The organism is Streptomyces sp. HM190 (genome assembly GCF_009857135.1).
Taxonomy (GTDB): domain Bacteria; phylum Actinomycetota; class Actinomycetes; order Streptomycetales; family Streptomycetaceae; genus Streptomyces; species Streptomyces heilongjiangensis.
In genome coordinates, this window is record NZ_CP047318.1 from 4,149,328 (window position 1) to 4,169,039 (window position 19,712).

Consider the following 19,712-nt stretch of genomic DNA (forward strand, 5'->3'; position numbering starts at 1 on the left):
CCTGAAACGATTAACCCTTGACCGCGTACGAACACAAGTGCGCTAATCGGGGCTTCAGTTGCCCGGGGGAAACACGCGACTGACCACCTCTCGTGCGGGCCGACCGACCACGTCCCGCCGGGATTCCGCTCGTCCGCTGTCCGGTGACCGCCGTGGGCTGTGCGCCCGTGTGCCCGCCGGAGCGGCGGCACGCGTCCCCTCGGGCTGCTCGATCGAGTCCGACCGCGAGTGAAACGAGGGGAACCGTGTCACCAGCCTCCGCGAAACCACCGGGATCCGTACAGGCACATCGTCGGAGGGCCGGCATCGCCGTCGCCCTGTCCGGCATCACCGTCGTCGCCGCCGCGGCCGTCACCTGGGCCGCGGCGACCGACAACCTCGTCCCCACGAACAACTACACCGTCGGCTGCCTCACCGGCATGTCCGGCGGCACCGTCTGCCGCACCGACAACGCCGACGTCACCTACTACATGGACAGCGGCGGCAGCGACAAGCTGGAGGACATCGACAAGGCGAACGTCCGGGTGGCCATCCAGGAGTTCCACGACAAGACCGACCTGAAGGTCAGCTACGACTCCTCACCCTCCTGGTCCGGGGACTCGGAGACGGACATCTACTACGCCGAGGCCACCGTCCCGGGCAGCGACGAGGGCCTCACCTGGTGCAACGACAACAGCCCCGGCTCCTTCAAGTGCGACCAGCAGTACGTCCGCATCGAGGGCGGCGGCCACTACAGCCCCGGTCTGTCCTGCCACGAGACCGGTCACGCCGTCGGCCTGCTCCACGGCGCCGACGCCTCCCCCAGGCTGCCCAACCAGGACTCCCGGCTCGGCTGCATGAAGAAGACCCCCGGCTTCGCCGACGGCCTCGGCACGAACAACCGGGACAACATCGATGCCAACTACTGACGGGGCCGCGGGGAACACGGGGGACAGCAGCATGGAGAACGCGCAGAGCGTCACGGCGGTCGCGGGGAGCGCCGTGGAGAACGGTGAGACCAGGCAGCGAGCGGAGCCGTCGGACGGGTCCGCGACCGGGACCTTGACCGCGACCGCGACCTTGACCGCGACCGAGACCGCAAACACGACCGCGACCGGGACCGCGACCACGGGCGGGGCCGGAATCGCGGCGGACGACGGTGACGACGACCGCCGCGTGCGGCGGCTGCGCCGCGTCACGGGCCTCGCGGCACTCGTCGGTACGGTCGCCGCCGTGACCGCCGCGGCGGTCTGTGTGACGGCTCTCGTCGCGCGGGACCCGTCGCGCGCCGAGGCGGCCGGCGGGACCGCGGCGTCCGGCGGTGTGATCGTCGCGCACGGCAGTGACCGGCACCCGAGCCAGACGGCGGCGGACTGGGTGACCCACGCCGACCACGTGGTCGCCGTGACCCCGGTCGCCGAGCGGGAGATCAGCCCGACGGCCGAGGAACTCGCGAACGGGGAGGGCCTGATCCTGCGCGACGTGACCCTCCGGGTCGACGACGTCCTCTGGTCCAGCGACACCCCGGGCAAGCCGGCTCCGGCGTCGTTCGCGTGGGTGGCGCACGGCTGGCAGTTCACCGGCGGTGACACCGCCCACCGCGAGGAGATGACCGGCGAGGACCAGCCCCGGATCGAACGGGGGCACAGCTACGTCATGGCCATCGAATGGCAACCCCCGGTGTGCGGCGAGGGCGACGACGAGATACCCGGCCGGTGGCGGGGCCTCGGCAGCGACTCGAACATCCCCTTCGACGGCCAGGTCCTCGGCCAGGGCGAGTCCGAGGGATCGGTGAAGTCGGCGGCCCGCGCCCTGGCCGCGGCGAGGGCCGAGGACGACCCGGAGGACCCGAACCACTCCCTTGAGGACCAACTCACCGGCAAGGGCGCCGCGGACCTGGCCCGTGCCCTCCAGAACGCCGAGCCGACCGGGACCACCCCGTCCACCGCCTCGTCGTCCAGCGCCTCGTCGTCCAGCGCGTCGTCCGCCGCGAAGAAGGGTGCCGCCGCCCGGTCCGGAGCGGCCACCGACTGCGAGTGACCCGGCCGGTCCCAGCCGATCCACCGCGCCGCGGGGGCGCCCGCCCGGCCCAACGGGCGGGCTCCTCCGCGGACATCCGCGCACCCGACCCCGGAAACACGTCGGCGCCCGAGCCGACCGAAGCCGACCCGAGCGCCGCACCGCAGGTCAGAGAGGCAGTGCCTCACCCGCGAACCGTAGGCCCTGTGGGACTCGAACCCACAACCAATGGATTAAAAGTCCACTGCTCTGCCAATTGAGCTAAGGGCCCAGGCGATGTTGCCTCCCCGAGCATAGCCGGACGAGGCCGGGACTCCGATCGGGTATCGGTGACCCGGCCGCGTCGGGGCGCCGCAAAAAGGTCCGCCGCAGAACAGAACGGGCGGAAGATCGGCGGAGGCAGAGCCAGATGAGGGGTCCGGGCCCGGCGGACGGGCCCGTTCCCCGCCGCCCTACGGATCCACCGGCTCCGATGCCCCCCTCCCGCCGCCCTACGGGTGGCTCCGGCGCCCCCTCCCGCCCCTTCGCCCGCGCCACGTTCCGTGCGTGCCCGGGGTTGAGGAACCGGTGGGGGGCCGAGGCGGTCCACCAGATCGCGGCGAATCCGAGGAACCAGCCCGTGAACCACGCCCACGCCGCCGCCGTCCGGGGCGGCGCCAGCCGGTGCGACCAGAAGTACAGGCCCGCGGAGGTCGGGTACGCCGAGCAGATCTCGGCCATCGCGAGGCCGACGAACAGCGTCATCAGGCCGACCCCGACCCAGCCCCAGGTGATCACCGCCGAGCCGCCGGTGTTCATGCCGAACAGGTACAGGGTCATGCAGCCGGACAGGACGGAGATGATCGTGAAGGAGACCGCGTAGTTCGAGAACGCGGACATACGGCGGGCGAGGACCTGTGTGGAGCCCAGTTGGGCCAGTCGTTCCTCATCCGACGCCGGGACCGGCACCGGGACCGGCACCGGGATCGGGGCCGAGTCCGGGGACGGGGCCCCGGGCGCCCCACGGGCTGTGTCGTCATCTGTCCTGCCCCCAGCAATTCCCTCCCGGAGGACGTGACATGCGTCACACGATGGCTGGAAGCCGGCCCAGCGGGCAGCCGCCGGGCCCCGGTGCGCACGCGCCACCGCCGCCGCCCCGGAGCGCCCCGCGAAAAACGCCGTGGCCCCTACCCGGAAGGTGGGGGCCACGGCGTTCACGGACGGGGCGCACGGCCTCGGTCAGCCGTTGCGCTTCCAGCGCGGCTTGTCCTCGCGGCGGCCGAAGGAGCCGGAGCCGCGGTGGTCGTCACGGCGGCCGTACGGACGCTCGTGGCCGCCGGAGCGGAAGCCCGGACGGTCGCCCTGGCGGTCCCGGTTGAACGGACGGTCGCTGCCCCGGTGACCACCGCGGTCGTCCCGGCGCTCGAAGGAACGGCCACCCCGGTCGAACCCACGGTCACGGTTGTCGCGGCTGAAGCCACCGCGGTCGTCACGACGCTCGAACGAACGGCCGCCCCGGTCGTCACGGCGGTTGTCACGGTTGAAGCCGCCGCGGTCGTCCCGGCGCTCGCCGCGGTTGTCACGGTTGTCGCGGTTGAAGCCGCCCCGGTCGTCACGACGCTCGAACGAACGCCCACCACGGTCGAAGCCACGCTCGCCGTCCCGACGGAAACCGCCCCGGTCCTCGCGGCGCTCACCGCGGTTGTCACGGTCGTCCCGGCGGAAACCGCCCCGGTCGTCACGATGCTCGAACGAACGCCCACCACGGTCGAAGCCACGCTCGCCGTCCCGACGGAAACCGCCCCGGTCCTCGCGGCGCTCACCGCGGTTGTCACGGTCGTCCCGGCGGAAACCGCCCCGGTCGTCACGACGCTCGTACGACGAGGAACGCCCGTACGACGAACCCGCGCCCCCGGACCGCTCCTCGCGCTCGAACCGTCCGCCGCGCTCGGCCCGGTCGGTCCGCTCGAACCGCTCGGCCTTGTCGACGCGCTCGACGTCCTGGGCGGCCGGCTGCTCCGGCACCGACACCTCGGACGCCACCGCGGCGTCGACGGCGGCGGCGGCCGCCTCGACCACGGCGGCACCCTCGCCCGGCTCCTCGGCGCGCGCCTGGGCGATCGCCGCCTCCGGGTCCTCGCCCCGCTCCCGCGCGGCACGCGCGGTCAGCCGGTCGGCCTCCTCGCGCAGTTCGGCGGCGCGGCGCGTGGCCCGCTCCAACTGCTTGGTGAGGTGGGCGACTTCCCGCTCGGCCTGCTGCGCGGCGTTGCCGGCGGACTCGGCCTGGACCTCGGTCATCGACCGGGCGCCGGTGATCTCGGCGACCTCCGGGTCGAAGGCGGCACCGCCCTGGATGATGTGGCGCGAGGCGTCGACGCCCGCGTCCTCCATCAGCCGGAAGATCTGCCGCCGCTGGTGCGGGAGCGAGAGGGACACCACGGTGCCCGTGCGCCCGGCACGCGCCGTACGGCCGGCGCGGTGCAGGTAGTCCTTGTGGTCGCCCGCCGGGTCCACGTTCAGCACCAGGTCGATGCCGTCGACGTGGATGCCGCGCGCCGCGACGTCCGTCGCCACGAGGACGTTGACGTACCCGTCCTTGAAGTCGGCGAGGGTCCGCGTCCGCGCGCCCTGCGTCATGCCGCCGTGGAGCGCGTCGGCCTTCACCCCGGCGTCGCGGAGCTGCTCGGCGACGCGGTCGGCGCCCAGCTGGGTGCGGACGAAGATGATCGTGCGGCCCTTGCGGGAGGCGATCGCGGCGGTGACCGGCGCCTTGTCCTTCGGCTTCACGACGAGGATGTGGTGCGACATGGTCGTCACCGCGCCCTGCGCCGCGTCCACCTCGTGGCTGACCGGGTTGTTGAGGTACCGGTCGACGAGGGTCTTGATCTCGTTCTCCATGGTCGCGGAGAAGAGCATCCGCTGACCGCCGGCCGGGACCTGGTCGAGCAGTTCGGTGACCTCGGGCAGGAAGCCCAGGTCGGACATCTGGTCGGCCTCGTCGAGGACGGAGATCTGCACGTCCTCCAGGGAGCAGGCACCGCGGTTGATGATGTCGCGCAGGCGGCCCGGGGTGGCGACGAGGATGTCGACGCCGCGCTCCAGGGCGTAGATCTGGTTGCCCATCGACGTGCCGCCGCAGACGACCTTCATCTTCAGGCCGAGGACGTCGCCGTAGGGCTGCAGCGCGTCGGCGACCTGCATGGCCAGCTCACGCGTCGGCGTGAGGATGACGGCGCGCGGCTTGTGCTTCTGGGTGTGCCCGCCGGCCAGCGTGGCCAGCGTCGGCAGACCGAAGGAGAGGGTCTTGCCGGAGCCGGTGCGGCCGCGGCCGAGGATGTCCTTGCCGACCAGGGCGTCCGGGATGGTCGCGGCCTGGATCGGGAAGGGGGTGGTCACGCCGTTCTGCGCGAGCTTGCGCACGACGCCCTCGGGGAGACCCAGGTCCGCGAAGGTGACCGTGGGGGTCTCCTCGACGACCTCGTTCTCGCCGTTCTCGGGCACGACGACGTGATCAGCACTGGAAATGGACATGCGTATGCGAAACCTTCCGGAGTCTCATCGGCACGCGCCCGTCAACTCCGTGATTCGCACACGACCGCCTCTATGCGGTCCGACACGGCAAAGGAGAGTACGCGCCACACGGCGCGCTCTGCGTTGGCGCCGGGCAAATGGGATCAAACGATCTACCACCATACGCACCCTCCACCCCTGAAGGCAAACCGAGCCGATACCCGCAGGTCAGAAGGCGATCAGCGGAGCCCGGCCGGGAAAGCCAGACTCGTGGCCGACTTCGCAGAGGAGAGCGGAAGAGGCAGGCCAGGGGCCCCGCGGCGGGGCTGACGGCGCCGCGTTCCCGGCCTGGACCGGAGCAGCCGCCGTGCCGCACTCGCAGCCGTGTCGTCCGCCACATTCCCGCGGGCGACGGAAGGCCACGGCCACCGCGCAGACCGCGACGGCCACCGCGCAGACTGCCACCATCCCGCAGGACGTGGCCACGATCACCCCGACGGCGCCCCCACCCGCTCCACAGCGGCACACGGCCGTCCCGCCCCGCCCCTACGCCGCGTCCCACGCCTCCGGCGCGGGCTCCCGTTCCATCAGCTGCGCCCCCTGCTCGTGCGCGGACGACGACGGCTCGGCCGAGGGCTCCGGCGCCGGGGACTCCACGGGAACCGACGGCTCGGGCGGTTCCGGCGGGGCGGTGGAGGGCGCGGGCGTCGGCTCGCCCTTCGTCGGCTCCGGCCCGGGCGGCCGCTCGCCGCCCCCCTTGCCCTTCCCGTCCTTCGGCGGCTTCGCCTTCCCGGTCGGCCCGGCGCCCTCGGAGGCGGCCGCCGAGGCGGAGGCCGACCGGGACGCGGAGGGATCGGGCGAGCCCGAGGGGTGCGGCCTGCCACGCCCGACCTGGTACCCCGTCCCCCCGCCCGCGACGGCGGTGCCCCCGTCCGGCCGCTCCCCGCCCCGCTGACCGGCGGAGGGCGAGGGAGCGGGGTGCTGCCCACCGTCCCCCACGCTCATACAGCCGGCGGCCGCGGCGACGGCCACCGCCGTGGCGGCCAGGCGAACGGGTACGTACAAGGCGCGCACGGCGGCCACCTCCGTGGGGGGCGGATGAGGAGTCCCCCTGTTCAACTCCCGCCGCGCGCAAGAGGACACGCGCCCCGCCGACCGCCGGAGCCACCGCCACCGGGCGCCGGAGCGGTCCGCCCGGCCGCCCCTACCCGTAGCCCAGGGCGTGCAACCGGGCGTCGTCGATGCCGAAGTGGTGGGCGATCTCGTGCACCACGGTCACCTCGGTCTCCGCGACGACTTCCTCCCGCGTCTCGCACATCCGCAGCGTCGGCCCCCGGTAGATCGTGATCCGGTCCGGCAGCACCCCCGCGTACCACTCCCCGCGATCCGTGAGCGGAGTCCCCTCGTACAGCCCGAGCAGCTCGGGGTCGTCGGCGGGCGGCTCGTCCTCGACGAACACCGCCACGTTGTCCATCAGCCGCGTCAGCTCCGGCGGGATCCGGTCCAACGCCTCGGCGACCAGTTCCTCGAACTCCTCGCGCGTCATCTCCAGCACAGGCCCATTGTCGGGCACGACCGCCGCGGACGAGAGACGCGGGTCACAGATCGGCCGCAGGGCTCGGACACGGGCCAGGGACCGGCACGACGGCCCGCCCACGGGTCCCGGACCGTCCGCGCCCCTCGGGCACGGGTCCCGGACCGACCGCGAGGGCTCGGGCACGGGGCACGGGGCCCGGACGACCGTGGGGGTTCCGTCACGGAACAACGGGGCCCGGCAACGGGGCCCGGTCCCCCATACCCCGCATATCCCCTCACGCCCCTGGGCATACGGGCCCAATGGCACGCGTTCCCGCCGCAACAGCCACCACCGTGAACGCCCTCCGTACGACCCTGCGCCGCGTCCGCCGGGCGCTGTCCCGGACCTCCGGGGCCACGACCCGTCGGCGCCCCCCGCGCGAACCACGGCCGGCGGTCGGACCGGCGCGCCGCGCCCACCCGTGGGCCCGCGCGCTCGGCCTGGTCACCGTCGTCGTGGTCGGCGCCTGGCTCGGCCTGCTGGTAGTGGGCAACGTACGGACCCCCGTCGGCCCGATGAACACCACGATGACCTTGCGCCCGTCGCTCACCGGCGGCACGAAGATCAACGTCTCGCCGCTGGGCGCCCTGGAGCTGAGCAGCCACCACGCCCCCGTGCGCCTCGACGTCAACGTGGACCAACTGGACCCCGACCGCGCCCAGGCCCTGGTCGACCACCCCGAGCGGATCTCGGGCCTCCAGGACGAGATCGCGTCGGACGTCCGGCGCGGCACGCTGGACCTGGCCCTGCGCTCCGGCGTCGCCGTCGTCACCGGTGCGACCACGCTGGGGCTCGCCGTGTACCGCCGCCCCCGCCGCGCCCTGGCCGCCGGCGGACTGGCCCTGGGGCTCCTCGCCGCCTCCGGGGGCACCGCCGCCGCCACCTGGAACCCGAACTCGGTTCTGGAACCCAGGTTCTCGGGCCTGCTCTCCTCCGCGCCCTCCCTCGTCGGCAACGCGCGCAGCATCGTCACGGAGTTCGACGTCTACCAGAAGGAACTGGCCCGCCTGGTGACGAACGTGACCAAGCTGTACGACGTCACGTCCACGCTCCCCGCGTACCAGCCGGACCCGACCACCATCCGCGTCCTGCACGTCTCCGACATCCACCTCAACCCCGCGAGCTGGAAGATCATCGCCTCGCTGGTGGAGCAGTACGAGATCAACGTCATCGTGGACTCCGGCGACACCATGGACCACGGCAGCGCCGCCGAGAACGCCTTCCTGGACCCGATCGCCGACCTCGGGGCGCCGTACGTCTGGGTGCGCGGCAACCACGACTCCCGGGAGACCCAGCGGTATCTGCAGGGGGTCGAGAACACACACGTCCTCGACGAGGGGAGGGCGGTGACCGTGGGCGGACTGCGCTTCGCCGGGATCGGCGACCCGCAGTTCACCCCGGACCGCTCCACGGACAAGGCGGGCCTGCCCTCGGAGGAAGCGGCCGGAGCGCGGCTGGCGGGGGCGCTGCGCGCGCAGAAGGCGGCCGGCACACCCGTGGACATCGCGATCGCCCACAACCCGGACGCCGCGCGCGAGACGGACGGGGAGGTACCGCTCGTCCTCGCCGGACACCTCCACCGCCCGGCGATGGAGGTCCTCGACAAGGGCACCCGCCTGCGCATCGAGGGCTCGACCGGCGGCAGCGGACTGCGCGCCCTGGAGGGCGACTACCCGGACCCGATCGAGACCTCGGTCCTGTACTTCGACCGCGACACCCACCGCCTCCAGGCATGGGACGAGATAAAACTCGGGGGCCTGGGACTGACAACGGCCGAGGTCAGCCGCCACCTGCCGAAGGAGAACCAGCCCGGAGCCCTCCAGTCCCCGTCCCCCTCCGGCACCCCCTCCCCCGGCACCCCGTCCGGCACCCCCTCCAGCACCTCGTCCGGCACGCCTGCGGGCTCGTCACCCGGCGGGGCGACCAGCCGCTCCCCGGGCCGCCCGTAAACCGTTTTGGCGATACCTCCCGCCATCCCATATGCTTCTCACGTCCCCGACGCGCTGACGAAGCGCCCACGGCGGGCCGATAGCCCTCATCGTCTAGCGGCCTAGGACGCCGCCCTTTCAAGGCGGTAGCACGGGTTCGAATCCCGTTGGGGGCACGCAAGAACGTGTGCGACACTGTCGTACGCAACCTTGGTCCTGTGGAGCAGTTTGGAGTGCTCGCCACCCTGTCAAGGTGGAGGCCGCGGGTTCAAATCCCGTCAGGACCGCTCGGTGTTTCACGTGAAACACCGTGGCTGGGTAGCTCAGTTGGTACGAGCGTCCGCCTGAAAAGCGGAAGGTCGCCGGTTCGACCCCGGCCCCAGCCACAGTGATCGAATCCCCCTCCGGGTCCCCCGGAGGGGGATTCGTCGTCTGGGCGTACGGCTCACCGATCCGGCGAAGACCGTCCGCGACAGCCTTCGGGGCGGCCGGAGGCCGACCCGGGGAGGGCCGGGTAAAAGCGTTCGCCATGAATTTCGCCGGGATGAGATCCTGGAACGCGTATGTCTACGCCACCTGCCCCCGCCCTCGGCGCCCTCGCCCCCCGCCTGGCCGAGCTGTCCCTGCGCGACGCGCACCGGCTCGGGCGCAGGCTCGAAGGTGCGCGCAAGATCCGTAAGCCCGAGGCCCGGGCCGCCGTCCTCGCCGAGATCGAGGCCGAGGTCGCCAAGGGCGAGGCCCGCATGGCCGAGCGCGCCGCCCGCGTGCCGGTCGTCTCGTACCCCGAACAGCTGCCCGTCAGCCAGAAGAAGGACGAGATCGCGGCCGCCATCCGCGACCACCAGGTGGTCATCGTGGCCGGTGAGACCGGGTCAGGGAAGACCACGCAGATCCCGAAGATCTGCATGGAGCTGGGGCGCGGTGTCCGCGGGATGATCGGGCACACCCAGCCCCGCCGGATCGCCGCCCGCACCGTCGCCGAGCGCGTTGCGGAGGAGCTGGACACCCCCCTCGGCGAGGCCGTCGGCTGGAAGGTCCGCTTCACCGACCAGGTCAACCAGGACTCCACCTTCATCAAGCTGATGACGGACGGCATCCTGCTCGCCGAGATCCAGACGGACCGCGAGCTGCGCGCCTACGACACGATCATCATCGACGAGGCCCACGAGCGGTCCCTCAACATCGACTTCCTGCTGGGCTACCTCGCCCAGCTGCTCCCGAAGCGCCCGGACCTCAAGGTCGTCATCACCTCCGCGACCATCGACCCCGAGCGGTTCTCCCGCCACTTCGGGGACGCGCCGATCGTCGAGGTCAGCGGCCGTACCTACCCCGTCGAGGTGCGGTACCGCCCGCTCCTCGAAGAGGACTCCGAGGACGCCGACCGCGACCAGATCACCGCGATCACGGACGCCGTCGAGGAGTTGATGGCCGAGGGCAAGGGCGACATCCTCGTCTTCCTCTCCGGTGAGCGCGAGATCCGTGACACGGCCGACGCGCTGATCAAGAAGAACTACCGCTTCACCGAGGTGCTCCCCCTCTATGCCCGGCTCTCGCACGCCGAGCAGCACCGCGTCTTCCAGCCGCACACCGGCCGCCGGATCGTGCTGGCCACCAACGTCGCCGAGACCTCGCTGACCGTCCCCGGCATCAAGTACGTCATCGACCCGGGCTTCGCCCGCATCAGCCGCTACAGCCACCGCACCAAGGTCCAGCGACTGCCGATCGAGCCGATCTCCCAGGCCAGCGCCAACCAGCGCAAGGGCCGCTGCGGCCGCACGTCCGACGGCATCTGCATCCGCCTCTACACCGAGGACGACTTCAACGCCCGCCCGGAGTTCACGGACGCCGAGATCCTGCGGACGAACCTCGCCTCCGTCATCCTGCAGATGACCGCTGCCGGCCTCGGCGACATCGAGAAGTTCCCCTTCATCGACCCGCCGGACCACCGCAACATCCGCGACGGCGTCCAGCTCCTCCAGGAGCTCGGCGCGCTCGACCCGACGCAGAAGGACACCCGCAAGCGGCTGACCCCGATGGGCCGCAAGCTCTCCCAGCTGCCCGTCGACCCGCGGCTGGCCCGGATGGTCGTCGAGGCCGACAAGAACGGCTGTGCCCGCGAGGTCATGGTCATCGCCGCCGCGCTGTCCATCCAGGACCCGCGCGAACGCCCCGCCGACAAGCAGACCCAGGCCGACCAGCAGCACGCCCGCTTCAAGGACGAGTCCTCCGACTTCCTCGCCTTCCTCAACCTCTGGCGGTACGTCCGCGAGCAGCAGAAGGAACGCGGCTCGTCGTCCTTCCGCCGGATGTGCAAGCAGGAGTACCTCAACTTCCTGCGCATCCGCGAGTGGCAGGACATCTACAGCCAGCTCCGCACGGTCGCCAAGCAGATGGGCATCCACCTCAACGAGGAGGACGCCCCCGAGCAGCGGGTCCACGTCTCGCTCCTCGCAGGCCTGCTGTCCCACATCGGTATGAAGGACATCAAGGACGGCGCGAAGAACGAGTACCTGGGCGCCCGCAGCGCCAAGTTCGCGATCTTCCCCGGCTCGGCCCTCTTCAAGAAGCCCCCGCGCTTCGTGATGTCCGCCGAGCTGGTGGAGACCTCCCGTCTCTGGGCCCGCGTCAACGCGAAGATCGAACCCGAGTGGGTCGAACCGCTCGCCGAGCACCTGCTGAAGCGCACCTACAGCGAACCGCACTGGGAGAAGGACCAGGCGGCCGTGATGGCGTACGAGAAGGTCACGCTCTACGGCGTCCCGATCGTCGCCCAGCGGAAGGTGAACTACGGCCGCATCGACCCCGAGGCGAGCCGCGAGCTGTTCATCCGCAACGCGCTCGTCGAGGGCGACTGGCGTACGCACCACAAGTTCTTCGCCGACAACCGCAAGCTCCTCAGCGAGGTCGAGGAGCTGGAGCACCGCGCCCGGCGCCGGGACATCGTGGTCGACGACGACACCCTGTTCGACTTCTACGACCAGCGGGTCCCCGAACACGTCGTGTCGGGCGCCCACTTCGACTCCTGGTGGAAGCACAAGCGCCACGAACAGCCCGACTTCCTGGACTTCGAGCGCGAGATGCTCATCCGTGAGTCGGCGGAAGCGGTCACCAAGGCGGACTACCCGGACTCCTGGCGCCAGGGACAGCTCAAGTTCCGCGTCACCTACCAGTTCGAGCCGGGCGCGGACGCCGACGGCGTCACCGTCCACATCCCCCTCCAGGTCCTCAACCAGGTCACCGACGAGGGCTTCGACTGGCAGATCCCGGGCCTGCGCGAGGACGTGGTGACGGAACTGATCCGCTCCCTGCCCAAGCCCATCCGCCGCAACTACGTCCCGGCCCCCAACTACGCCAAGCGCTTCCTCGACCAGGCGGTGCCCCTCCAGGAGCCGCTGACCGTCACGCTCGCCCGCGAACTCAAGCGCATGGTGGGCGTTCCCGTGACCGCCGAGGACTTCGACTGGGCCCGCGTCCCCGACCACTTGAAGATCACCTTCCGTATCGTCGACGAGCGGCGCCGGAAGCTGGCCGAGGACAAGGATCTGGAGACCCTGCGGCTGCGGCTGAGGCCGAAGGCACGCAAGGCGCTCTCCCAGGCCGCCGCGGCGACCGCCGAACGCCAGGGCGGCGAGTCCCTCGAACGCACGGGCCTGACGGACTGGACGATCGGCTCCCTCACCCGCGTCTTCGAGACCCGCCGCGCCGGCCAGCCCGTGAAGGCATACCCGGCCCTCGTGGACGACGGCGACACCGTCTCCGTACGCCTCTTCGACACCGAAGCCGAACAGTCGGAAGCGATGTGGAAGGGCACCCGAAGACTCATCCTGCGAAACATTCCGGTCAACCCTGCGAAGTTCGCGAGCGAAAAGCTGACCAACGCGCAGAAGCTCGCTCTGTCGGCGAATCCGCACGGTTCGATACAGGCCCTGTTCGACGACTGCGCGATGGCCGCCGCCGACCGGCTCGTCGCCGACTTCGGCGGGCCGGCCTGGGACGAGGAGTCGTACCGCAAGCTCTACGACAGGGTCCGCGCGGAGATCGTCGACACCACCGTCCGCACCGTCGGCCAGGTCCAGCAGGTGCTCGCCGCCTGGCAGGCGTGTGAGCGCCGCCTGAAGGCCACGAGGAGCCCCGCCCTCCTGCCCAACCTCGCGGACGTACGCAAGCAGCTGGACGCCCTCGTGAAGCCGGGCTTCGTCACGGAGACGGGGCTGCGCCGGCTCCCGGACCTGATGCGCTATCTGGTGGCCGCGGACCGTCGGCTCCAGCAGATGCCGACGGGCGTCCAGCGGGACACCTCCCGCATGGCGAAGGTCCACGAGATGCAGGACGAGTACGCCTGGCTGCTGGAACAACTCCCCCAGGGACGGCCCGTACCGTCCTCGGTCCTGGACATCCGCTGGATGATCGAGGAACTCCGCGTCAGCTACTTCGCGCACGCCCTGGGCACGGCGTATCCCGTCTCCGACAAGCGCATCGTGAAGGCGATCGACGCGGCGGTGCCGTAGGCGTCACCCTGTGACGACGGGCGCACGCTGGGTGAGTTCGACCAGGGGGCTCCCCCTCCTGTACAGTCTCTTCTCGCAGGCCAGCGCACAGACGCTGACTGCGAAACCTGGTCCTGTGGAGCAGTTTGGAGTGCTCGCCACCCTGTCAAGGTGGAGGCCGCGGGTTCAAATCCCGTCAGGACCGCACGAATCAGAGAGACCCGCACCCGTCGAGGATGCGGGTCTTTTTGCTGCGCCCCGACCAGGGGGCGCCCTGGGGCTCGCCGGCGGCAACGGAGGGGTGGGGCCGTTCGCGCAGCTCCCCGCGCCCCTGAAAAGCGGTACAGGGCTGCGCCCCATGCTTTTCGGAATGAAGGCCGGGCCGCAGGTCCACACCTTCAGGGGCGCGGGGAGCTGCGCGAGACATCACGAACCACCCGCCGCCGCCAACGAGCCCGCGCCCCCAACCCGCTGGGCACCCGGCCCTCAGCGGACGCGTCAGGGCTTGACGGAGTCACATTCCGCAGGTACTTCGGAAACAGGGCACCACGACCCCGGAGGTGGCGTATGGCGGCGTCCGCTCGGCACGAGACCCGCGCTCTGCTCCGCGCCCACCTGTCGGCCGCCTCCTCCTACCGCCACTTCACCCGCCACTGCCCGATCTGCCACCGGCTGCTGCGCCTGGCGACGGACACCGCGACGACGGGCATCCTGACGACGGAGGCCCCCAGGGCCGGCGAGGACCGGGCGGAGGGCCCCACGGAGGACGAGAGCCCCTCACCCGCGTGAACGGCGACGCAGGCGCCGAAGGGTGGGGACCACACACGGCAGGACGGCGGGCGCGCCCCAACTCCCGCCTCTCCTACCGCACATGACTCGCGAGTAACAAGGCGCTCGGCATGTGACGGGTGTCACTGTATAAGTTTTCGGAACGCGGGTTCTTACAGGTCTCCTACAACTAGTCAATTTAATATGTGCAATTGCACCAGTCCTCCGAGGCCCCCACGGGAGACCCGACAGCCCTCCCCAGAGTCCGACAGGCCCGCGCACGGACAGCCAGACTCACGCACAACTCGGCGCGCCGGAACGGAAGAAGACCGGGCCCGGAGGCCCGGTCGGCCGCCCGAGCGCACAAAAAAGATCGCGCTGGACCCGGCGGAGTCCAGCGCGATCTGACGACGCACCCTTGTTGCTTGCCTGGCGAAACCCAGAACAGACGGAAGCTCTGGAAAGCTCTGTGTGGCTCGGGCGAGGGATCTGTTGGGGCAGAACCCGCGTCGCTTGGCGCTGAGTGAGCGGTTGAGCTGTGCTTTCAGGCGGCTCGGCCAATTGGGGGACCAGCCGAAATGCCCTGTTCTGCGGTGAATCAGGCCTCGCTGCGCTGCTGCGGAATGCCCGCGAGCAGTGCGCGGACCTCGGCCTCGCGGTAACGACGGTGTCCACCGAGCGTGCGGATGGACGTGAGCTTGCCGGCCTTCGCCCACCGCGTGACCGTCTTGGGGTCGACACGGAACATGGTGGCGACCTCAGCCGGGGTCAGCAGCGGCTCGGCATCAGGGGTGCGAGCGGTCATGAGCGGCCTCCTCGGGAGAACCGAACCTTCTCGGTTCTTTCCTCTAAATTCTGCACCTTGACCCGCGTTGCCCGAAATGGCGGACGCGAGTCGAGTCGGTTATAGGACGAACGGCTTGTCCTCGGCACTACAACTACACCATCTGTCCAGCCGCGTCGGCCAAACCGATGGAATTGCCCTCCCAGGTGTTCATCAGCGACGGATGCCGATGGACCATGCCATAGCGGACAGTCACGCCACTGTGACGATCAGTCACAGTGGCGTGCAGGAGTCACGAGACCCCCCAAGAGCGTGCAATGCTGAGATTCCGCCCAAAGAAGGGCAGAAGGAGCCTCCCCCGGACTCCTTGTCCTATTTTGGCATGAGGAGGTGCGTACGAGGCAAGGCCCGCGTAAGTGCAATCCGTCACGCTTGGCGCCTGCTTGACGCAAACGCCCGGATCGGGGACCTACGTCCCATGATGCCGCCCGAAGGGAACTCCGGTGCGTCAAGCCTGGGCCAAGGGTGGACAGTTCACCATGCTTCGGCCTCCATGGAAAGCCTTTTCCCATCCGCCCCGCACGCCACAAGTACGGCCGCGCCGTCAGCGGGTTCAACCGGTTCCGCCCGGTACGCCTCACCGAACGGCGGTTCAGTTGGCGGAGCGCCGGTCCCGTACCGCCCGCCACCGCTCCACCAGCCGCCCGTACGCCTCACCGGCGGCCAGACCGTCCCCGTTGCGCAGGGCCTCGATGCCCTCGGCGACGTCCGCCGCGGAGTGGTCGCCGTCCAGCTCCTCGGCCGGCAGGACGTGCACGAGCCCGCCGTAGTCCAGCTCCACGAGCGAGCGCGGGTGGAACTCCTCCAGCCAGCGGCCCACGTCGATCAGCCCGTCGATCAGCGGCCCCTCGTCGAGGGTCTCCCGCAGCGCCCTGAGCCCTCGCGCCACCCGCCGCCGGGCCTGCACCATGGGCGTGCGATAGCGAAGCACGGGTGAATTCTCGGCCGAACCCTTCTCATAGGTGCGCTCCTCGTCCGAGACGAGGACGAACCAGTTCAGCGGCACGTGCCAGGTCGAGGTGCGGATCCACGGACGGGCGTCGGGGTTGCGGGCCCTCCAGCGCTCGTAGTCCTGGCCGGCCTGCCGGCGCACCAGCGGCGGCAGCACCGCGTCCAGCAGCGGGGCGGGCAGCTCCTCGGCGAGATCACCCAGCGCCTGCCAGCCACGCAGCCGGGTGCGCCAGGGGCAGACGCAGACCACCCCGTCCACCTCCAGCACGAAGGCGTCGCCGCTCTCGTGCACCGGCACCGGGATCGGCGGGGTGGGCAGCAGGTCGGCCAGCGACCGCCGCAGCTCGTCCTGGTAGGAGGGGCGGTCCGCGCGGCCGGCGTACCGGGCCCAGTGGCTGCGCTCGGGCTCCGGGAAGGCGGCCAGCGGCTCGTACACGCGGAGGTACGACGCGTACGGGACGATCACCGAGGACACCTTGGGCACGCCTGCTCCCTCCCCCGCCGACCACCGGGGAAACCTGCGGAACCCGCTCATCGGCGGGCCGGAAAACTGTGCGGATCGCACCACGGCCGTACGCCGGGAGTGGGTGATCCTGAAGCTCCGCCGCTCCCGAGCGGCCATGAGGCTCTAACCTCATGCTCACAGACCCCGCCACCCGTACGGGGAACTGTCACCCACCGCCGCTTCTTACCCAGGAGTCACCACAGTGACCGACGTATCTGACGGCGTCCTGCACACCCTGTTCCACTCGGACCAGGGCGGTCACGAGCAAGTCGTGCTCTGCCAGGACCGGGCCAGCGGCCTCAAGGCCGTCATCGCCCTCCACTCCACAGCGCTGGGCCCCGCCCTCGGCGGCACCCGCTTCCACCCGTACGCCACCGAGGCCGAGGCCGTCGCCGACGCCCTGAACCTCGCGCGCGGCATGTCCTACAAGAACGCCCTGGCCGGGCTCGACCACGGCGGCGGCAAGGCCGTGATCATCGGCGACCCCGACCGGATCAAGAGCGAGGAACTGCTGCTCGCCTACGGGCGGTTCGTGGCCTCCCTCGGCGGCCGGTACGTCACCGCGTGCGACGTCGGCACCTATGTCGCCGACATGGACGTCGTGGCCCGCGAGTGCCGCTGGACCACGGGCCGCTCCCCCGAGAACGGCGGCGCCGGCGACTCCTCCGTGCTCACCGCCTTCGGGGTGTACCAGGGCATGCGGGCCTCCGCCCAGCACCTGTGGGGCGACCCCACGCTGCGCGGCCGCAAGATCGGCGTCGCCGGCGTCGGCAAGGTCGGCCACCACCTCGTCGAGCACCTGCGGGCCGAGGGCGCCGAGGTCGTCGTCACCGATGTGCGCGAGGACGCCGTCCGCCGGATCCTCGACCGCCATCCCGAGGGCGTGACCGCCGTCGCCGACACCGAGACGCTGATCCGCATGGAAGGGCTCGACATCTACGCCCCGTGCGCGCTCGGCGGAGCGCTGGACGACGACTCCGTGCCCGTGCTCACCGCCAAGGTGGTGTGCGGCGCTGCCAACAACCAGCTCGCCCACCCCGGTGTCGAGAAGGACATCGCGGACCGCGGGATCCTGTACGCGCCGGACTACGTGGTGAACGCCGGCGGCGTCATCCAGGTCGCCGACGAACTCCACGGGTTCGACTTCGAGCGGTGCAGGGCGAAGGCCGCGAAGATCTTCGACACCACGCTGGCAATATTCGCACGTGCGAAGACGGACGGTATTCCGCCGGCCGCCGCGGCCGACCGGATCGCCGAGCAGCGGATGCAGGAGGCGGCCGCCGCACGCGGACGCTGACGTTCCGCGGGCCCGGCCGCGGAAGCGTCGCACGACCGGGCCCGGTACCCGCCGACGGCTTTAGAGAGAACTCTCACTTCCGTCGGCGGGTCGTCCGCCAAGAAACGGTTAAAATCGCGGTTGACCAGCGGGGAAAGGGCTCCTCGCAGGTTCTGGGCACGGGCACGTCCTGCGGGCGACGTACCGTATGGGCGCGGGCTCAGGTACCGTGGAAGCCCTACGGACCGGTCTCTCCACAGAGAGCCCGTTCCAGATCATGAACGCGTGTCAAGACTCTGGGGCCGTCGAGCCCCGTCACCGAGGGGGTCGAGCCATGGGGCGCGGCCGGGCCAAGGCCAAGCAGACGAAGGTCGCCCGCCAGCTGAAGTACAACAGCGGTGGGACTGACCTGTCGCGTCTGGCCAGCGAGCTGGGCGCATCGACTTCGAGCCAGCCTCCGAACGGCAAACCGTTCGAGGAGGACGAGGACGACGACGACCCGTACGCGCGGTACGCGGAGTTGTACAACTCCGACGACGACGAGGACGAGGACGACGATTCCGGTCCTGCGTCCCATCGCCGCGGGGCTTGACCGTCCAGCTGCGCTTCACCCGGTCCGAGCGGATAACGCCGGACCGGGTTTTGTGCGGTTGCGCTCCGCTTGAGGGGCCGGGCGCCTACGGACTCGGGAGTCACTGTTCGTCGGCGACTGCGGGCTGGTTGTGGCTGGTCGCGGAGTTCCCCACGCCCCTTCGGCGGCTTCGCCGCCGTCAGGGGCGCCTCGGGTTCCTCTAGCTCCGTGCGTAGTCGTTGATCAGTTCCGCGCCTGTCGTGTGAGCGGCTCGGTCGGTGATCTCGCCTGCCAGCCAGGCCTCGACGCCTCGGTCCGCCAAGGTCGTCAGGGCCACGTTCGCCGACTCCTGGGGGACGATGGCGATCATGCCCACGCCCATGTTCAGGGTCTTCTCCAGCTCCAGCCGCTCGACCTGGCCGGTCCTGCCGACAAGGTCGAAGACCGGAGCCGGGGTCCATGTGGAGCGGTCGACCGTGGCGTGCAGGTGGTCGGGGATGACGCGGGCCAGGTTGGCCGCGAGCCCGCCGCCCGTGACATGGCTGAAGGCGTGGACCTCGGTGGTGCGGGTCAGCGCCAGGCAGTCCAGCGAGTAGATCTTGGTGGGTTCCAGGAGCTCCTCGCCGAGGGTCCGGTCGAACTCGGCGATCTGGGCGTCCAGGGAGAGCCCTGCCTGGTTCAGCAGGACATGCCGGACGAGCGAGTACCCGTTCGAGTGAAGGCCGGAGGACGCCATGGCGATCACCGCGTCACCCTTGCGGATGCGGTCCGGGCCGAGCAGGTGCTCCGCCTCCACCACGCCCGTACCGGCGCCCGCGACGTCGAAGTCGTCCGGGCCGAGGAGGCCCGGGTGCTCGGCCGTCTCGCCGCCGACGAGGGCGCATCCGGCGAGGACACAGCCCTCGGCGATGCCCTTGACGATGGCGGCGACCCGCTCGGGGTGGACCTTGCCGACGCAGATGTAGTCGGTCATGAACAGCGGTTCGGCGCCGCACACCACGATGTCGTCCATGACCATGGCGACCAGGTCGTGGCCGATGGTGTCGTAGACGCCCAGCTGGCGGGCGATGTCCACCTTGGTGCCGACGCCGTCCGTGGCGGAGGCCAGCAGGGGGCGCTCGTAGCGCTTGAGGGCGGAGGCGTCGAAGAGGCCGGCGAAGCCGCCGAGGCCGCCGAGGACCTCGGGGCGCTGCGTCTTCTTGACCCATTCCTTCATGAGCTCGACGGCGCGGTCGCCCGCCTCGATGTCGACGCCCGCGGCGGCGTAGCTGGCGCCGCCCTCGGTGATGGGGGTCTCAGACATGGCTGATGAGAACCTT

The 19,712-nt window shown here is 70.9% G+C and carries 13 protein-coding genes, 5 tRNA genes and 1 pseudogene; 12 read left to right on the top strand and 7 right to left on the bottom strand.

The window, feature by feature from the left end; genetic code table 11:
• Window positions 1-245 precede the first annotated feature (245 nt).
• A complete protein-coding gene (locus GSY65_RS17580) occupies window positions 246-908 on the top strand; it encodes a hypothetical protein (protein ID WP_236579858.1) in 663 nt (220 codons plus the stop codon).
• Window positions 909-939: 31 nt separating this feature from the next.
• Window positions 940-2,019: a hypothetical protein gene (locus GSY65_RS17585; RefSeq protein WP_159769617.1), complete on the top strand. Its 1,080-nt coding sequence runs from the start codon at window positions 940-942 to the stop codon at window positions 2,017-2,019.
• A 177-nt stretch (window positions 2,020-2,196) separates the two neighbouring features.
• Here the strand turns inward: GSY65_RS17585 and GSY65_RS17590 are convergent.
• From GSY65_RS17590 to GSY65_RS17600, 3 genes and pseudogenes are all read right to left on the bottom strand, one after another.
• Window positions 2,197-2,269: transfer RNA gene (locus tag GSY65_RS17590), tRNA-Lys, on the bottom strand.
• Between the two features lie 320 nt (window positions 2,270-2,589).
• Window positions 2,590-2,946: pseudogene (locus tag GSY65_RS17595) on the bottom strand (amino acid permease); the annotation flags it as partial.
• A 270-nt stretch (window positions 2,947-3,216) separates the two neighbouring features.
• Complete coding sequence (locus GSY65_RS17600) at window positions 3,217-5,508, bottom strand: DEAD/DEAH box helicase (protein WP_159769619.1); 2,292 nt, start codon at window positions 5,506-5,508, stop codon at window positions 3,217-3,219.
• 457 nt (window positions 5,509-5,965) lie between these two features.
• Here GSY65_RS17600 and GSY65_RS34520 point away from each other — a divergent pair, with 457 nt between their 5' ends.
• On the top strand, window positions 5,966-6,442 hold the full coding sequence (locus tag GSY65_RS34520) for a hypothetical protein (protein ID WP_159769621.1): 477 nt from the start codon (window positions 5,966-5,968) through the stop codon (window positions 6,440-6,442).
• A 249-nt stretch (window positions 6,443-6,691) separates the two neighbouring features.
• Here the strand turns inward: GSY65_RS34520 and GSY65_RS17610 are convergent, their stop codons facing one another.
• Window positions 6,692-7,042 (bottom strand): metallopeptidase family protein, encoded by a 351-nt coding sequence (locus GSY65_RS17610; protein WP_030798051.1) that lies wholly within the window; start codon window positions 7,040-7,042, stop codon window positions 6,692-6,694.
• A 281-nt stretch (window positions 7,043-7,323) separates the two neighbouring features.
• On the opposite strand from GSY65_RS17610, the gene GSY65_RS17615 reads away from it, so the two are divergent.
• From GSY65_RS17615 to GSY65_RS17645, 7 genes are all read left to right on the top strand, one after another.
• Window positions 7,324-9,012 carry a metallophosphoesterase family protein gene (locus GSY65_RS17615; protein ID WP_159769623.1) on the top strand — a complete coding sequence of 563 codons (1,689 nt, stop codon included), beginning with the start codon at window positions 7,324-7,326 and terminating at the stop codon, window positions 9,010-9,012.
• 82 nt (window positions 9,013-9,094) lie between these two features.
• Window positions 9,095-9,167: transfer RNA gene (locus GSY65_RS17620), tRNA-Glu, on the top strand.
• Window positions 9,168-9,203: 36 nt separating this feature from the next.
• Window positions 9,204-9,278, top strand: a tRNA-Asp gene (locus tag GSY65_RS17625).
• Between the two features lie 25 nt (window positions 9,279-9,303).
• A tRNA-Phe gene (locus GSY65_RS17630) sits at window positions 9,304-9,377 on the top strand.
• 177 nt (window positions 9,378-9,554) lie between these two features.
• Window positions 9,555-13,499: an ATP-dependent RNA helicase HrpA gene (gene hrpA / locus GSY65_RS17635; protein WP_159769625.1), complete on the top strand. Its 3,945-nt coding sequence runs from the start codon at window positions 9,555-9,557 to the stop codon at window positions 13,497-13,499.
• Between the two features lie 109 nt (window positions 13,500-13,608).
• A tRNA-Asp gene (locus tag GSY65_RS17640) sits at window positions 13,609-13,683 on the top strand.
• Window positions 13,684-14,045: 362 nt separating this feature from the next.
• A complete protein-coding gene (locus GSY65_RS17645) occupies window positions 14,046-14,267 on the top strand; it encodes a DUF6274 family protein (protein ID WP_159769627.1) in 222 nt (73 codons plus the stop codon).
• A 577-nt stretch (window positions 14,268-14,844) separates the two neighbouring features.
• On the opposite strand, the gene bldC is transcribed toward GSY65_RS17645, so the two are convergent.
• Window positions 14,845-15,051: a developmental transcriptional regulator BldC gene (gene bldC, locus GSY65_RS17650; protein WP_003949541.1), complete on the bottom strand. Its 207-nt coding sequence runs from the start codon at window positions 15,049-15,051 to the stop codon at window positions 14,845-14,847.
• A 631-nt stretch (window positions 15,052-15,682) separates the two neighbouring features.
• Window positions 15,683-16,525: a hypothetical protein gene (locus GSY65_RS17655; RefSeq protein ID WP_159769629.1), complete on the bottom strand. Its 843-nt coding sequence runs from the start codon at window positions 16,523-16,525 to the stop codon at window positions 15,683-15,685.
• A 223-nt stretch (window positions 16,526-16,748) separates the two neighbouring features.
• On the opposite strand from GSY65_RS17655, the gene GSY65_RS17660 reads away from it, so the two are divergent.
• Both GSY65_RS17660 and GSY65_RS17665 read left to right on the top strand, forming a co-directional pair.
• On the top strand, window positions 16,749-17,843 hold the full coding sequence (locus tag GSY65_RS17660; RefSeq protein WP_159769631.1) for a Leu/Phe/Val dehydrogenase: 1,095 nt from the start codon (window positions 16,749-16,751) through the stop codon (window positions 17,841-17,843).
• Between the two features lie 313 nt (window positions 17,844-18,156).
• Window positions 18,157-18,414 (top strand): DUF3073 domain-containing protein, encoded by a 258-nt coding sequence (locus GSY65_RS17665; protein ID WP_159769633.1) that lies wholly within the window; start codon window positions 18,157-18,159, stop codon window positions 18,412-18,414.
• A gap of 199 nt (window positions 18,415-18,613) precedes the next feature.
• Here the strand turns inward: GSY65_RS17665 and purM are convergent, their stop codons facing one another.
• Entirely contained in the window at window positions 18,614-19,696 is a 1,083-nt protein-coding gene (gene purM, locus GSY65_RS17670; RefSeq protein ID WP_159769636.1) for a phosphoribosylformylglycinamidine cyclo-ligase, read from the bottom strand.
• Between the last annotated feature and the right edge of the window lie 16 nt (window positions 19,697-19,712).

Bases quoted from the DNA above. Each gene is read 5' to 3' on its own strand.
- GSY65_RS17585 (WP_159769617.1), top strand. From the start codon at position 940: ATGGAGAACGCGCAGAGCGTCACGGCGGTCGCGGGGAGCGCCGTGGAG.
- GSY65_RS17600 (WP_159769619.1), bottom strand. From the start codon at position 5,508: ATGTCCATTTCCAGTGCTGATCACGTCGTCGTGCCCGAGAACGGCGAG.
- GSY65_RS17615 (WP_159769623.1), top strand. From the start codon at position 7,324: ATGGCACGCGTTCCCGCCGCAACAGCCACCACCGTGAACGCCCTCCGT.
- hrpA (WP_159769625.1), top strand. From the start codon at position 9,555: ATGTCTACGCCACCTGCCCCCGCCCTCGGCGCCCTCGCCCCCCGCCTG.
- GSY65_RS17645 (WP_159769627.1), top strand. From the start codon at position 14,046: ATGGCGGCGTCCGCTCGGCACGAGACCCGCGCTCTGCTCCGCGCCCAC.
- bldC (WP_003949541.1), bottom strand. From the start codon at position 15,051: ATGACCGCTCGCACCCCTGATGCCGAGCCGCTGCTGACCCCGGCTGAG.
- GSY65_RS17665 (WP_159769633.1), top strand. From the start codon at position 18,157: ATGGGGCGCGGCCGGGCCAAGGCCAAGCAGACGAAGGTCGCCCGCCAG.
- purM (WP_159769636.1), bottom strand. From the start codon at position 19,696: ATGTCTGAGACCCCCATCACCGAGGGCGGCGCCAGCTACGCCGCCGCG.